Source organism: Streptomyces sp. SID12501 (genome assembly GCF_010550245.1).
In the GTDB taxonomy this organism is placed as follows: domain Bacteria; phylum Actinomycetota; class Actinomycetes; order Streptomycetales; family Streptomycetaceae; genus Streptomyces.
Window position 1 is genome coordinate 79,505 of record NZ_JAAGLU010000007.1, and the last position, 13,094, is coordinate 92,598.

The 13,094-nt window shown below is 69.1% G+C and carries 17 protein-coding genes; 3 read left to right on the forward strand and 14 right to left on the reverse strand.

The window, feature by feature from the left end; all coding sequences use genetic code 11:
* Nucleotides 1-101: 101 nt before the first annotated feature.
* The 4 genes from G3I71_RS09785 to G3I71_RS09800 all read right to left on the reverse strand — a co-directional run bounded on the left by G3I71_RS09785 (nucleotide 102) and on the right by G3I71_RS09800 (nucleotide 5,066).
* On the reverse strand, nucleotides 102-953 hold the full coding sequence (locus tag G3I71_RS09785) for an A24 family peptidase (RefSeq protein WP_164313571.1): 852 nt from the start codon (nucleotides 951-953) through the stop codon (nucleotides 102-104).
* Nucleotides 950-4,012 carry a BTAD domain-containing putative transcriptional regulator gene (locus G3I71_RS09790; RefSeq protein WP_164313572.1) on the reverse strand — a complete coding sequence of 1,021 codons (3,063 nt, stop codon included), beginning with the start codon at nucleotides 4,010-4,012 and terminating at the stop codon, nucleotides 950-952. Before G3I71_RS09790 ends, G3I71_RS09785 begins: the two co-directional genes overlap by 4 nt.
* 165 nt (nucleotides 4,013-4,177) lie before the next feature.
* The gene (locus G3I71_RS09795; protein ID WP_164313573.1) at nucleotides 4,178-4,516 is read right to left on the reverse strand and encodes a hypothetical protein; all 339 of its coding nucleotides are present in this window, start codon (nucleotides 4,514-4,516) and stop codon (nucleotides 4,178-4,180) included.
* A 109-nt stretch (nucleotides 4,517-4,625) separates the two neighbouring features.
* Nucleotides 4,626-5,066, reverse strand: coding sequence for an ATP-binding protein (locus G3I71_RS09800; RefSeq protein WP_164313574.1), 441 nt, complete (start codon nucleotides 5,064-5,066; stop codon nucleotides 4,626-4,628).
* A gap of 235 nt (nucleotides 5,067-5,301) precedes the next feature.
* Between G3I71_RS09800 and G3I71_RS09805 the strand changes: the two genes are divergently transcribed.
* Both G3I71_RS09805 and G3I71_RS09810 read left to right on the forward strand, forming a co-directional pair.
* Complete coding sequence (locus G3I71_RS09805) at nucleotides 5,302-6,153, forward strand: helix-turn-helix transcriptional regulator (protein ID WP_164313575.1); 852 nt, start codon at nucleotides 5,302-5,304, stop codon at nucleotides 6,151-6,153.
* A gap of 10 nt (nucleotides 6,154-6,163) precedes the next feature.
* Nucleotides 6,164-6,367, forward strand: coding sequence for a DUF397 domain-containing protein (locus G3I71_RS09810; protein ID WP_164313576.1), 204 nt, complete (start codon nucleotides 6,164-6,166; stop codon nucleotides 6,365-6,367).
* A 20-nt stretch (nucleotides 6,368-6,387) separates the two neighbouring features.
* Here G3I71_RS09810 and G3I71_RS09815 read toward each other — a convergent pair whose 3' ends face one another.
* From G3I71_RS09815 to G3I71_RS09830, 4 genes are all read right to left on the reverse strand, one after another.
* Nucleotides 6,388-6,936: a hypothetical protein gene (locus G3I71_RS09815; protein ID WP_164313577.1), complete on the reverse strand. Its 549-nt coding sequence runs from the start codon at nucleotides 6,934-6,936 to the stop codon at nucleotides 6,388-6,390.
* Between the two features lie 64 nt (nucleotides 6,937-7,000).
* Complete coding sequence (locus G3I71_RS09820) at nucleotides 7,001-7,588, reverse strand: hypothetical protein (RefSeq protein WP_164313578.1); 588 nt, start codon at nucleotides 7,586-7,588, stop codon at nucleotides 7,001-7,003.
* Between the two features lie 40 nt (nucleotides 7,589-7,628).
* Nucleotides 7,629-8,039, reverse strand: coding sequence for a hypothetical protein (locus tag G3I71_RS09825; protein ID WP_164313579.1), 411 nt, complete (start codon nucleotides 8,037-8,039; stop codon nucleotides 7,629-7,631).
* Between the two features lie 193 nt (nucleotides 8,040-8,232).
* Entirely contained in the window at nucleotides 8,233-8,880 is a 648-nt protein-coding gene (locus G3I71_RS09830; RefSeq protein WP_164313580.1) for a hypothetical protein, read from the reverse strand.
* A gap of 108 nt (nucleotides 8,881-8,988) precedes the next feature.
* Between G3I71_RS09830 and G3I71_RS09835 the strand changes: the two genes are divergently transcribed.
* Nucleotides 8,989-9,342 carry a hypothetical protein gene (locus G3I71_RS09835; RefSeq protein WP_164313581.1) on the forward strand — a complete coding sequence of 118 codons (354 nt, stop codon included), beginning with the start codon at nucleotides 8,989-8,991 and terminating at the stop codon, nucleotides 9,340-9,342.
* Nucleotides 9,343-9,395: 53 nt separating this feature from the next.
* Here G3I71_RS09835 and G3I71_RS09840 read toward each other — a convergent pair whose 3' ends face one another.
* Genes G3I71_RS09840 through G3I71_RS09865 form a run of 6 tightly spaced genes read right to left on the reverse strand, consistent with a single transcriptional unit; the run spans nucleotide 9,396 to nucleotide 13,093 of the window.
* Nucleotides 9,396-9,872: a pilus assembly protein TadG-related protein gene (locus G3I71_RS09840; RefSeq protein ID WP_164313755.1), complete on the reverse strand. Its 477-nt coding sequence runs from the start codon at nucleotides 9,870-9,872 to the stop codon at nucleotides 9,396-9,398.
* A gap of 14 nt (nucleotides 9,873-9,886) precedes the next feature.
* On the reverse strand, nucleotides 9,887-10,324 hold the full coding sequence (locus tag G3I71_RS09845; RefSeq protein ID WP_164313582.1) for a TadE/TadG family type IV pilus assembly protein: 438 nt from the start codon (nucleotides 10,322-10,324) through the stop codon (nucleotides 9,887-9,889).
* Complete coding sequence (locus tag G3I71_RS09850) at nucleotides 10,324-10,800, reverse strand: TadE family protein (RefSeq protein ID WP_164313583.1); 477 nt, start codon at nucleotides 10,798-10,800, stop codon at nucleotides 10,324-10,326. The genes G3I71_RS09845 and G3I71_RS09850 overlap by 1 nt, the downstream gene beginning before the upstream one ends.
* 3 nt (nucleotides 10,801-10,803) lie before the next feature.
* Complete coding sequence (locus G3I71_RS09855; RefSeq protein WP_164313584.1) at nucleotides 10,804-11,061, reverse strand: hypothetical protein; 258 nt, start codon at nucleotides 11,059-11,061, stop codon at nucleotides 10,804-10,806.
* Nucleotides 11,062-11,102: 41 nt separating this feature from the next.
* Nucleotides 11,103-12,026 carry a type II secretion system F family protein gene (locus tag G3I71_RS09860; protein WP_164313585.1) on the reverse strand — a complete coding sequence of 308 codons (924 nt, stop codon included), beginning with the start codon at nucleotides 12,024-12,026 and terminating at the stop codon, nucleotides 11,103-11,105.
* Entirely contained in the window at nucleotides 12,023-13,093 is a 1,071-nt protein-coding gene (locus G3I71_RS09865; RefSeq protein ID WP_164313586.1) for a type II secretion system F family protein, read from the reverse strand. Before G3I71_RS09865 ends, G3I71_RS09860 begins: the two co-directional genes overlap by 4 nt.
* Between the last annotated feature and the right edge of the window lies 1 nt (nucleotide 13,094).

Below are 13,094 nucleotides of genomic sequence, written 5' to 3' on the forward strand. Positions count from 1 at the left end.
TCTCGGTCACCGGGCGTCCTTTCGGAAGGCGTGGGGCGGACCGTTCCAGCGTACGTCAGTGCCCTGCCGCGCCTCACGTCAGCGTCCCGCCCCGCCTGACGTCAGGCCGCGTACGCCCCGATCAGCAGCCCGACGAACGCGCCCGCGATCAGGAACGGCCCGAACGGGATGGACGTACGGCGACCGGCGCGCCGTGCGATGACGAGCGCGAGCCCGTACAGGCCGCCGAACAGGAATCCGGCGAAGGTGCCGAGCACGACGGTCCCCCAGCCGTACCAGCCCAGGACCGCCCCGAGCCCGAGGGCGAGTTTCACGTCGCCGAAGCCCATGCCGTTGGGGCTGATGAGGAACAGCACGAAGTACGCGCCCCCGAGCAGCAGGGTGCCGAGGAGGGAGGTGAGCCAGTCCCCCGCGTGTTCGGGCAGCAGCGCGGCCCCACCCAGCAGGACGAGGGCGGCGGCGGCCAGCGGGAGGGTCAGCGGGTCGGGCAGCCGCTGCACCCGGAAGTCCACGACCGCGAGCAGCACCCCGACGGGCGCGAGCAGCAGCCAGGCCCCGAGCTCGGGCCGGGTACCGGTCGCGGCGGCGAGCGCGGCGCAGACGAGCGCGGTGGCGAGGGCGAGGAAGGGGGTGCTGGGGCCGTACGACGCGCTCCCGTCGGACGGCTGACTTCCATCGGACGGCTGACTTCCGTCGGACGAGGGGCCGGCCGCGTTCGCGGCGAGGTGCCCGGCGTCCCCGGCCGACTGGCCTGCCGTACCGGCGCAGGACGCGCAGCGCGCCCGACCCAGCCAGCCGCCCGACCGACCGCCCAGGGGGTGGCCCTGGGGGCAGCTGTCCCGCCAGGTCTCCTCGGGCGGGACGGAGAACCTGTAGGCGGCGCGGGGTACGAGTGTCCCGGCCGCCGCGCCCCACAGCGCGGCGACCACGACGAGCAGTTGGTCGATGCTCATCCCACGGCCGCTGCGCCGTCGCGCCACGTCGGCAGCAGTTCGTCGAGGAGCGCCTCGGTGCGCGGCGGCAGGCCGCGTGCGCCGCTGCGGCGGATCAGATCGGCGGCGACCTGCTGGAGCTTGTCCATGTCACCGGTGGAGTGCGTGGCGCGCAGGAGTTCGTGCCACAGCCGCTCGTCGCCGGGGGCGGAGTTGAGGGCGGCGTCGAGCGCCTCGATGGCCCTTTCCGCACGGTTCTTCACGAGGTGGAACTCGGCGAGCGCGAGCCCGATGTCCGCGACCAGCAGCGGGAGTTGGGCGTCGATGATCTCGTGCGTGAGCCAGCCGTAGCGGCCCTCGGGACGGTCTGCGAGCAGTGGCCCGCGCACCAGCACGAGCGCGTCGGTGAGGAGCCGGCCGCGTACGACCCGGCTGTCGACGCCCTTGCCCTGCGTGGCCTCGTGATAGAGGGAACGCAGAACGTCGAGGTCGGACACGACCGACTTGGCGAGCGTGAGCCGCCCGTTGGCGTCGGTGGCGAGACGAGGGGTGCCGTCGGGGTCGGTGCCGAGCCAGACACGCAGCCGTTCGAGGAGCGCCTCGCGTACGTCGTCGGTGACACCGCGCGGCCAGAGCGCGGAGGCCAGTACACGCGGGTGCACACCTTCGCGGTGCAGCAACAGCAGTGCGAGCGCCTCGTGTTGGAGCGGGCTGCGCTCCCCGTCCGGGGTGTCGAGGCCGATGATCTCGTACGGGCCCACGAGCCGGGCGTACACCGCCGGCCGACCCTGCTCGCTGATGTCGACGAGGAAGGGGGGTGTGGTCGCCGGTCCGTCCGGCGCGTGCTCGGGGTCGGCGCCGACGAACAGCTCGACGATCGCCCGCTGTTGGGGTACGGGCAGTAGCTGGGCGTCGAGTTCGAGCCCGAGGAGGGGCGCGAGGAGCTTGCCCTCGCCGGTGATCTCCAGCTCCCAGGCGGCGCCGGGCAGATCACCGCTGTCGGTGCCGACGAGGTATCCGATGCCCAACCGGCTTGCGTCAGCGGCGAGTTCGGCCAGCTTGACGGCGTCGTCGGCGGACGGTTCGGCGGCGAGGAGAACGAGGTGCGGGGCCCAACGGGTGTGCTGGGCGGGCCCGGTACGGCCGGTGAGGACCGAGTCGTGACCGGCCGCGCCGAGCGCACCGCGCCGCTGCCTGGTCTCGGCCTCCATCGTCTCGACGAGGGCCTCGATGTCGTCGAGGTGGCGCAGCCGGTTGGGGGCGAGGGCCGTGAGGTCCTGGCCGAACCCGACGAGGGTGATGGTCATGCGGTCCGACCACCCGTTGGTGGCCAACTCGGCGGCGACGGAGGCGAATACGGCGGCCCGGTCGGACTCGCTCCCGCTCAGCGAGACGATGCCCGGCACCGACTCCAGGTTGAGCAGCAGGCGCGAGTCGTCCATGGTGCCGAGGCTGACGAGCCCCGGGTAGGGAGCGGCGGTGTCGACGTCCTCGTACCGCTCGGCGTCGGTCCGGGACAGCAGCCAGAACGTCTGGTCCTGCCCGAGCTGCCACGGGGCCGGGGGCTTCCCGGCTGGCTGGGCGAGCTGGAGGTGCAGGTCGCCGTTGCTGAGCCAGGCGGCGTAGACGGTGGGAAGCGGGCGGGACTCTCCGGCGAGGGAAGCGGCGAGGCCGCGCAGCGAACGGTCGAGCAGGCGTACGCCTTCGGGGTCGGCGCCGATGAGGAGCGCGTCCTGGGCGTCGGCGGCGGCACCGGTCGGCGTGGGCGGCTCCATACCGCGCCGCCCGCCGACCGCACCGAGCGCCGACTGCCACAGGGCCTGCCGGCGCCGACGGCCGAGGGCGCCGAGAAGACCGGCGGCGAGGAGGGGAGCGCCGACGAGGGCTTCGGGGAGACCGAAGGAGAAGCCTGCGCCGGATTCGGCGGAGGTCGCGGTCGCGGCTTCGGCGTGCTGCTCCTGCTGTACGGCGGGGGTGGCCTGGGAGCCGGTTGCGGCGCGTCGGTCGGCGAGGCTGATGCGGGTGGTGTTGGTGTCGAGGGAGGCGGTGCCGCCCTGCCGGCCGCCGCCTGCTCGCCCCGAGTGGTCGCCGGTCTGCGCGTACTGGTTGATCTGCTGCGCGACCTGCGGGGTGACGGTGGAACCGGCGTCGGGAGCGGCAGTAGCAGTACTTGTGCCGGTGCCGGTGCCGGTGCTGGGCATCTCGACGAGGTCGCCGCCGCGGGCGTCGCCGGGCATCTCCATGATCCAGCCGGGGCGGATCAGACTGGCCTCGGAGAGCCGCGAACCGTCCGGCTGCACACGGTCCTTGTTGAGCTGGTAGATCTCGCCGTACCGGCGCCCGTCGCCGAGGTGGCGCTGCGCTATCTCCCACAGGGAGTCGTGATGACGGCCCTCGGGAGGCTGGATCCGGTAGTACTTCGTGTCACCGGCCTTGACCGACGGCCCCCCGACCTCCGCGTGACTGGCGGCATCGGCGGCCTGCTGGCCGAGCGCGGCGGCGGTACTGGCCGCCTGCTCCTGCTGCTGCGCGAACATCCCGCTCAGCGAACCGCCGGGCGTGGCCTGGGCGGAGGCGACCGTGCCCTGCTGGTTCCCCTCCATGCTGTGCCCGAGCTGCGAGAGCCCCGGCGTGAGGGAGGCCGCCGTGGCACCCACGAGCAGCAGCGCGGCGACGAGCTGCCGCGCGAGCAGCTGACTCGGCCCGGCCCCGGGCACCCGCCCCGGCATCCCGACCCCGGACAGCGCCGCCTTCACCTCGACGAGCACGCACGCGGTGAACTGGGCCCAGGCGATCCACACGATGACGCCGAGAACGCCGGTGAACGTCTTGACCGTGATCTCTTCCTGCAGCCAGTCCAGGGACGGCGACCCGTCCGGGAACGGCCAGCCGACAAACACGGCGAGCGCGTAGGGCACCGCGACGAGCAGGACGGCGAGGGCGACGAACGCGAGGAACGCCTTGACGAAGTCCCCAAAACTGCGCCGCCGCCTCGGCAGCGGCTGCGGTGTCCGGTTCCTGGGCCCCGACGAGTCTCCTGACGAGCTTCCCGTCCGGCTTGAAGTGCTGCGTCGCGGCATGGCGGGTGTCCTGGATTCGTGTCGTGTGGGGAGGGAGAGAGATATGGGGGTGCGCTGAGCCTATCGGGAACCTATTCCGGGTGTAGGGGGCGGTGGCGCCCAGTCCGAATCGGCGCGGACACCCAGGGCCGCCGCCGCCCCGTACACAGCCGTCCGACGACCGGATCAGGTTCGGTCGGTCCGGCCATCGGCAAACAGGTCCTTCGGATCGTTCACTTCATAGGCGCGGTCACGCCAGACTCGGAGTTGGCACAGATCCGTGCAGGCGCGCACCCTCTGCCGGACGAGTTCCGGTACCTCGATCCCTCGCCAGTAGAAGAGGCGCAGGATCACTCTCTGCGCGAGGCTCGCCTGGAATCCCTCCTCGAAGCCCTCGCTGAATGCCAGCTCAGCGGCCTCCAGCCATGCTCGGCGCGCCGATTCGTGCCAGATGTGCGGAGGCAGCTTCCACGGCGTCCGGTCGCCCGCGAGGCTCCCGGCGGGCTCGCCAGGGTCGATCGTCATCAGATCACTCCCGATGTGCTTCGCCCGGATCCCTTTGGAGGATCCGATGCAGCGCCTCGTGCGACGAGCCGACCATCAGCTCCCCTGCCTGTCCGACGTGATCAACGCGCTACGCCGCGACGAGGTCACCCCATACGTATTTGCCCTTGATGCCGCTCCTGCTCAGCGGCTGCCAGCCCCAGAGGTCGGCGCAGGAGCTGACCAGGGCCAGGCCGCGCCCTTCCTCCATGTGCGTGAGTTGCGTCAACGCTTCTGCGGAGAGCGGTGGTTGGGGTGGTTGGGGGTCGGCGTCCCAGGCTCCGACGCGCAGTACGCCGGCCCGCATCCGTAGGCGTAGGGCGACGGGGCCTTTGGTGTGGCGTACGGCGTTGGAGATCAGCTCGGTGGCGAGGAGTTCGGCGATGTCGGTGAGGCGGATCAGTCCGTGCAGGGTGAGGACGAGGCGGACGGTACGGCGGCAGACCGTGACGGCGCGGAGGTCGTGGGGGATGTGGAGGACGTACTCCCAGGGTTCGGGCTCGGCGGGGTCGGTTCCCTCGATTTCGGGCATGCGTTAACTCCGTTGATGGGGAGGGGAGTTGGCTGGCCGCTGGGGAGCGTCGGCGGTGGCATGCCGCAACCGTCGTGGCAGGACGGGGCGGTGCGCTTCCGAGGGTCCGGTGATTCCGCAGCGTGTGCGTCGCATCACCGAAGGTACGGCATGAATTTATTCCACTGCAACCTGTTGGCGTACTCTGACACCCGAACGTGGCGTGACTTCAAGGTTGTTGAGAACGGGAGAACATGTGCCGCCGAGGAGCCATCCCACCGCGCGACAAGTGCGCCTGGGGACAGAACTGCGCAAGCTGCGCGAGGCCTCAGGACTGAAGGCCCGCGAGGTGGCAGCGTTCCTCAACTCGACCTCGACCCAGATGAGTCAGGTCGAGGCAGGCATCGCGGGCGTCAGCAAGGAACGCATCCACCGCCTGGCCGCCCACTACGGTTGTACGAACGGGGCATTGATCGAATCGTTGGCGACGATGGCCGTCGACCGCACACAGGGCTGGTGGGACGAGTACCGGGCAGTCCTGCCCCCGGTGAATCTGGACCTGGCCGAGGCAGAGCACCACGCGACGCACCTGCGTGAAGTCCTCGTCACCTACGTACCCGGACTCCTACAGACCCCGGACTACGCCCGAGCCCTCTTCGGATACATGCGCCCGGAACTGCCCGAGAGCGAGCTGACGCCCCGAGTGGAATTCCGCATGGGGCGCCGTACTGTCATCGAGGGCGCCAACCCCATCCCGTATGACGCGATCATCCATGAGTTCGCCCTGCGCACCCGTGTGGCCGACCGTCAGGTGTCCCGGGCTCAACTCCGGCAGATCCTGGACCGGATCGAGCAGGGACATGTGACCGTGCGCGTCATCCCTACCGACCAGGACGGCTTCGGAGGTGCCGGAGCCTCGATGATGTATATGGACGGTCCGGTACCCCAACTCGACACCGGGCTGCGCGAAGGTGCCACTGACACGGTGTTCATCGACGCGGAACCCCAACTGAGGACGCTCCGAACACTTTTCCGTAAGGTGGAGGAGGCGACGCTGGACCCCACGGCGTCCAGGGACTTCATCCACCGCCTGTCGAAGGAACTGTGAGGCGCACCCGATGACTCAGGCCCTGAACTGGCGGAAGTCCACCTTCTCCGGTGGCGCGGAGGGCAACGCCTGCGTGGAGATAGCGAACCAGCGCAGCCGAGTCGCCGTCCGCGACTCCAAGGACCCGGCCCACGGCTCACTCACCTTCCCGTCCCGAGCCTTCAGTACGTTCATCAAGACGCTCAAGGCCGACACTTCACACACGGCCTTCTGAGCTCGCGCCGCGGCGTTGCCTCACCCTCTCCTCGGCTTGCGGGGCTTGGCCCAGTTGCCGTGTGGTCGGCTTCGTTCCTGGGCCAGGATCGCCGTGTCAAACTCGGCTTTGCCCGTCACCGCGCGTGGTTCGGGGTCGAGTACGGCCTCGGTCGATCGCCACGGGACAGCCGAGGCCCAGCCGATGAGGGGCAAGGTCTCGTTGCAGTGGGGGGCGAACCGCGCGGTGACGAGGACCGGCATCTGATGGTTCAGGCCTCGCACGTGTTCGACGAACGCCTCGGGTAGTAGGACGTGGTGCGTCTCCACGTAGTGCGGGAAGTCCAGGCGCCAGAGCCAGGTGCCGTCGGTGACCGGCGATGAGCAGCCCAAGGAGTGGCGGTGCGCATCCCCGGTGAGGGCGTCGTGGCCCCCTTCCATGACGTCGATGAGGATATGGCCGGCGTCCAGATAGGCCACCAACTCCGCCTCGTCGGGCTCTCCAGCGGGCTGGACGGCGTCTCGGAGCGATCCGTTCGGCCGGTCAGGACGGTCGTCGAGTTCGTCATAGAAGCCCAGCAATCCCAGCACTGCATCTCCTTTCGACGACGGGCATCCCCGCCCTGCCGACATCAGTGGGCGCGGCCACCGTTGATCACCGGTGCGCGAAGGCAGCGGCAAGCAGCTCTTCCAGTGCATGGTCGTACATCTGGAAGGCTGCTTTTCCGCTCTCCGGCACATCCGCTTCAGGACAGAGGATGCCCGGCAGATGGGCGACTCGCCACATCCTGAAGACGTCCACCGGGGAGCTCCCGCCCGTCGCATCCGCCAAGTCCGCTGCGACGCCGAGGATTTCGACAACCCTGGCCGCCCCCTGCCGGGCTTCCGTTCCGACCGCGACGGCTGCTGTGATCAAGGCCTGCAAGAAGTACGCCAGTTGCAGGTCCGCTGCCATGCGGCACATACGTCGCACCACAGCAGGTGCTCCAAGTTTTTCAAGAGGCTGCGGAACTCCTGTGATCCCCGCGGACCACAGGAGCAAGAATTCCGCGGGCACCTCATGGTCACGGAACCGGCCCAGTTCGTCGACGATCGCCATGGCCGCGTCGCTGAATCGGCAGACCGATCGGATGCCGGCGAGCAGGCGCTCCACGTCGCCTTGTCTGCGCGCCAGAAAGTCGCCCACCGATACATCGGCAAGCTCCCAAGTGCCGGTGGAGTTCACCGCGCCGACCTCCACCACACCTCCGAGCGGCCCGAACACCGCGCGGGCAAGCCTTGCTTCAGAACAGCTCGGCACAGTCTCCCCAATGGAATCCGTAGCTTTCCCTCTCCTTGTCGAAGACAGCCCGTAACCCGCGATCGTGCAGATCGAATTCCTGCCGGAGCCAGCCATCCATGGCCAGTGCCGCGACTTCCGACCGAAAATGGGCGAGCGGGAAATCAAACGAGACGACTCGAACGAGCACTCCTTGAGGATGCCCGGCAACCAGGCCGGGCGCATGCACTGCCAGGCCGAAGGAGAGCCAGGCCGCGTCCCGCCAGTTGATGCCCTGGGGCAGCGCCAGGCGCACCTGTCGATCAACCTGCAGGAAGAATTCCTCACCGGGGCCAGGAGAAGCGCACTCCGCCGTCAGATCGGCGGCGAGGCCGCCAAAGGGGCTCCGGAAACGGTACTTGAAGGTGCTGCTCATGCTGTCTCGATCCTGGATTCTTCAACAGGCCGATGAGGGCAGACGCCAAACACCCCCACAGCCAACGCCCTCGCCCTCTCAGGGGCGGCGTTCGGGCAGTGCCCGCCAGGCATCCTCAGCCGCGTAGGCAGCGGTCAGCCACCGTGTGCACGCGTGAACCCAAAAGGAACGGTCGTTCGATGTGAAGCAGCTGCTATTCGGCGAACCGGAACGTCGAAGTGACCGCGTCGAAGATGTCGAAGAACGACTCCGCCAGATCCAGCACCTGGCTGCTCCCCGCCACCAGCGCCACCTTGCCCTCCTGGCCCGGCACCGGGATGAACGTCTGCATCAGCACAGCCCGGATGGTGCGGCCGAGTTCGTCGCCCGGTACGGCGATGTCCTCGACGCCGTACGTACGCGCCGCCGGGCCGACACCGGGGATGTCGACGGTCGTGACCTTGCGCCAGGAGTCGCCCTCCTTCTTCGCCTCCTTGACCGCCAACTGGGCGGCGATGACCGCCGGGTCGGTGGAGAGCGGCTCGCCGTCCGCCGTACGGCCGCCGACCATCGAGACCGTCACCGAGCCGGTGATCGGGGTGTCGCCGCCGAAGCTCTCCGCCATGCAACCGCAGTACAGCGCGCCCGACTTCCACGCGTCCGCCGCCGCCTTCCGCAGGAACGCGGTGTACGTGTCGCGGTACGGGGCCAACTCCGTTCGCTGTCGCACCCGTTCGTCGACCATGCGCCGGATGGAGTCGTCGCGTGACTCGGGGCGCACGTCGAACTCCCACCACGACTCGGGCACCTTGATCCGGAACCCACCTCGCTCGACCGTCTGCGCTTCGCTGTAGCGGGCCATGTCCTTGACTCCACCCCGTTCACTCGATCTCCCGTGCCGGCATCGTTCCGTTGTACGGTGCCGGTCAGACGTCGGTCAGACTACGAGGCGCTCCTGGGGGACTGACACATGGGCAAGGGCAAGTCCGACCTCACGCTCCCGCTGAGCGAACTCGAGGACTACGGCAGTCGGCTGCGTTCCATCAAGACCCGGCTGAACCACACCAAGAAGCTCTTCGAGTCCTACAAGGACGACATCGGCGACGGCAGCGTGAACAACGCGTTGGAGGACTTCGAGTCCAACTGGGAGGACGGCCGCGAGGACATCACCCAGCAGCTCGACGCCCTCGCCGACATGTCCGACGCCGTCGTACGCGAGTTCAAGAAGCTGGACGACGAACTCGCCAAGCAGGTCAACGAGAAGATGACGACCAAGGACACCCGGGGTGGTGGCGGCAAGGGCAACAGCGGCGGCGCCCAGTAAGGAGCTGGACGAGTAGTGGGAAGCGGGACAAGTGAGCTGAGGGACACGCCCCCTCACCCCACCTCGTTCTCCGCCACCGCCTCGCCCCGTACCGTCACGTCCCCACCGTAGAACAGCCCCGTGAACACCGGCGAGTACGTCAACTGCACCTCGACCTGCACCTCGTTGGCGTTCGCCGCGACGCAGTGGGTCGCGCCCGTGTCCGCGACGGACATGCCCATCTCCTGGGCGAAGGCCTTCACCCGCGCGTCGCAGTTCTGGAAGTTGATCGGGGCGCCGCCCGCCGCGTTGCGGTAGAGGGCGTCGAGGTCGATGTCCTGGGCGGCGTAACGCGCCGCCTGTTCCGCGATGTCCGCCGCCCGTTCCCGCTTCGAGATGGACATGCCGCCGTCGATCACGAAGGCGGAGAGGGAGAGGAAGAGGACAGCGAAGATGATCACCGCACCTGCGCCCGAGCCCCGGTCGTCGAGGCGGGCCCACCGATGCTCGGACCAGTCGCGTACGGACCAGTCCCGTACGGCAGAGGGCACCCTCGGTCTCAGCGTCACACCGTCCTCCGGAACGGGTCCAGCGGTGAGCTGAAGCTCGCCGTCAGCGTCGTCGGAATGTCCAGGCCGAGCATCGCCAGGCCCCGCACCTCGCAGCTCACCTCGACCGAGAAGATGGTGTCGGGCTCGAAGCCCGCGCTGGTCTGGGTCACGGTGACCGGGCCCGAGCAGATGTCCGTGAGGTCGGCCTCGGCCGCCTTCCTGGCCTCCGACATCGCCGTCACGTGGTCCTTCTGGATCGACCCGGCCCGGGCCGCGTCCCGTGCCGCCCCGTCAAGTGCCCCACGCCCGTCGACCAGTTGCCCGAAGGCCACCAGCACCAGGATGAACATCATCATCACCGGGGCGAGGATCACCACCTCGATGGTGGACAGGCCGCGGTCGCCCAGTTCACGCCGGTCCCGCAAGCGCCGCAGGGAAGAGAAGTGACCCATCAGTTCCCCACATCCCGCACGAACCGCTCCACCGGGCCCACCGACTGTGCGTGCACCGTGAAGTCGAACCCCGGAATCACCGTGGGAACCCGTGCCGTGATCTCCACGCCCACCGTGTTCTGCTCCGGCTGGAGCATCGTCACGTTCGGCGACAGCACCAGGTTCGGGCCCAGTTGCTGGATGTAGCTGTCCACCACGTCCTGCGCCTCGCCCCGCCACGCGCCCGGCTGGTCGTTCGCCATGGCACGGGCCTTGCGGGCGCCGGCCTGGGCCGCCGCCTGGGCGACATGGTCCGCGAAGAAGTACAGCGCGAACTGCACGGTCGCGAAGATCATGAAGAAGAGTACGGGCGTCAGCAGCACGAACTCGATCGCGGTCATGCCGGAGTCGCCCCGGGTGGAGGCGGCCTCAACCCGACGGCGTAGCCATACCGCGGCTCTGCTCTTCCGGCGGTTCCCGGACGTCGACGTGGTCATGGATTACTTCTTGCAGGTACTGCTCTGTGTCGCGCCCGCGATGCAGTCCTTGACGTTGTTCGCACCCGTCTCCAGCGCCGCGTTGATGATCGCGGCCACCACACCGACGATCGCCACGACGACCGCGGAGATGATGACCCACTCGACCGCGGACGCGCCGCGGTCCAGTTCGCCGGAACGGGCGCGCTGCACCCGGCCCTGCAGGAAGGTGACCAGGAAGTCCATTGCCGGGATCCCGGTGCTGAAGTTCCGTCCGTTCATGGTGAGTTGTCCTCTCGAATTCAAGCAGTAGGGAATGAACGTCAGACCTGGAACACGCGCATGGCCGCGGGGAAGATCAGGAACACCAGGAACCCGGCGCACAACAGCAGCTGCGCCACGAGCATCGACTGCGATTTCTCACCCGCGCTGCCCTCGATCTCCGCCAGCTCCCGGTGCCGCATCGTCTCGGCGCGTGAGGCGAGCGAGTCACGCACCTTCGCGCCGTCGTCCGCGACCAACGCCAACGAGGTCGAAAGGTCCTTGAGTTCCTCGACGCCCAGTTCCTCGCCCAGCGCACCGAGCGCCTGCCACTGGCTGGTGCCGGTGATACGGGCGTCGTTGAGCGCGTTGCGGATGCGCTGTGTCGCCCAGCCGTCGGAGATGTCGGCCGCCGCCATCAGCGCCTCGGGCAGACCCCGGCCGCCGGCCAGGCTCATCGACACCAGGTCGAGATACGCCCCGATCACCCGGCGCAGGTCACGCCGTTTGTCGGCCGCGTCCCGCCGTACCTCCAGGTCGGGCAGGAAGAAGAAGACCAGCGCGAAGAGCAGCGCCATCCAGACCGGGATGGCCGGGCTCCTGCCGATGCCGAGCGTCCAGACGATGACGAAGAGGAACGGGCCGAAGAACAGTCCGGCCGCCCCCAGCAGCACCTTCGTCGCGAGGAAGTTCTCCCAACTCCGGTCCAGGACGGCCAGGTCGGCCCGCAGCGAGCGCTGCTCCCAGCCCTGCTGGAAGTAGAAGTCCGAGACGCGGACGCCCACTTGGGCCCGGAACGAACCGATCCGTCCGGCGTCCTGGGTGCGATGGGCCGACTCGTACGCCGTTCCCCGCGCCCGCATCGCGTCTACGCGCGCGACCTGCGAGACCGCACTCCGCTTCGACGGCATCAACGCCCGTACGAGGACGTAGATGCCGAGGCCCAGAACGGCGCCGACCAGCACCGGCATGGTCAGGTCGTTCATCGACGTACCCCCTCTTCAGCACCAGGACCAGGCCCAGCCCCGTACGGCGGCTGTCCTTGAGCGCCTTGCCCGCCTTGCGCGCCTTTGGCCGACGTGCCGGGTGGCCGCACGAACCGCACGGACGTGTCGTCCCGTACCAGGAAGCGTTCTGGTGTCTCGATGCTCGACAGCTTGCGCAGCCACCAGAAGCCGAGCGCGAACAGGCCGCAGACACCGGCGAGCACGACCTGTCCGATCGGCGTTCCGTACGGCTCGACGAACTCGCGGTTGAAGATGGCGAGTCCGAGGACGAATCCGACCGACACCACCACAACGATCTGTACGGACCGACGAGTTGACGACCGCTGCGCCATGACCCGGTTCCGCATGTCGACCTCCTCGCGCGCCGACTTCGCCAGCGCGCCCAGGACTTGACGCAGCCCCGGGCCGCGCAGCCGCGAGTTGAGGATGAGCGCCGCGACGATGATGTCGGCGGACGCGTCGTCGATCTCGTCCGCGAGCTGCTGGAGCGCGTCGGGGAGCGGGGTACGGGAGCGGAGCCGGTCGACCATCGCGTCCAGGTGCGGACGCAGTACCGGTGCCGCCGCGCGCGCCGACGCCGGGATCGCCTGCTCCAGACCGACCGCGCCCGCGATCGTGTCACGCAGCGACTCCGTCCAGGAGGCGAGAGCCTCCACGCGCCGCATTCCGGCCCGTTCCTCCGCCGCGCCGCCGAAGAGGCGGTCCCAGAAGAAGACGAGGACGCCGGCCGCGATCCCGGCCACCGCCCAGCGGGTGAGCAACAGCACGGCGAGTCCGACGAGGGCGGCGAGCGAGCCTCGCTGCCCCGCGAACCGGATGAGTTCGTTGGCGCGCTCGGTGGCCTTCTGCTTCTCGTGCTCCGGCTTGACCGGCAGCCCGCGGATCGCGACCGCGAGCAGCGCGAGCCCGCCGCCGACGGCGACGCCGGCCCCGAGCGAGTACAGGACCTCGATGGAGAACAGTCCGCCCATGGAGCCGAGCGGGCCGACGGCCGCCGAGTACGTGTCCCCGTACGCCGAGATATCACTGGTTGTCGTCATGATCATG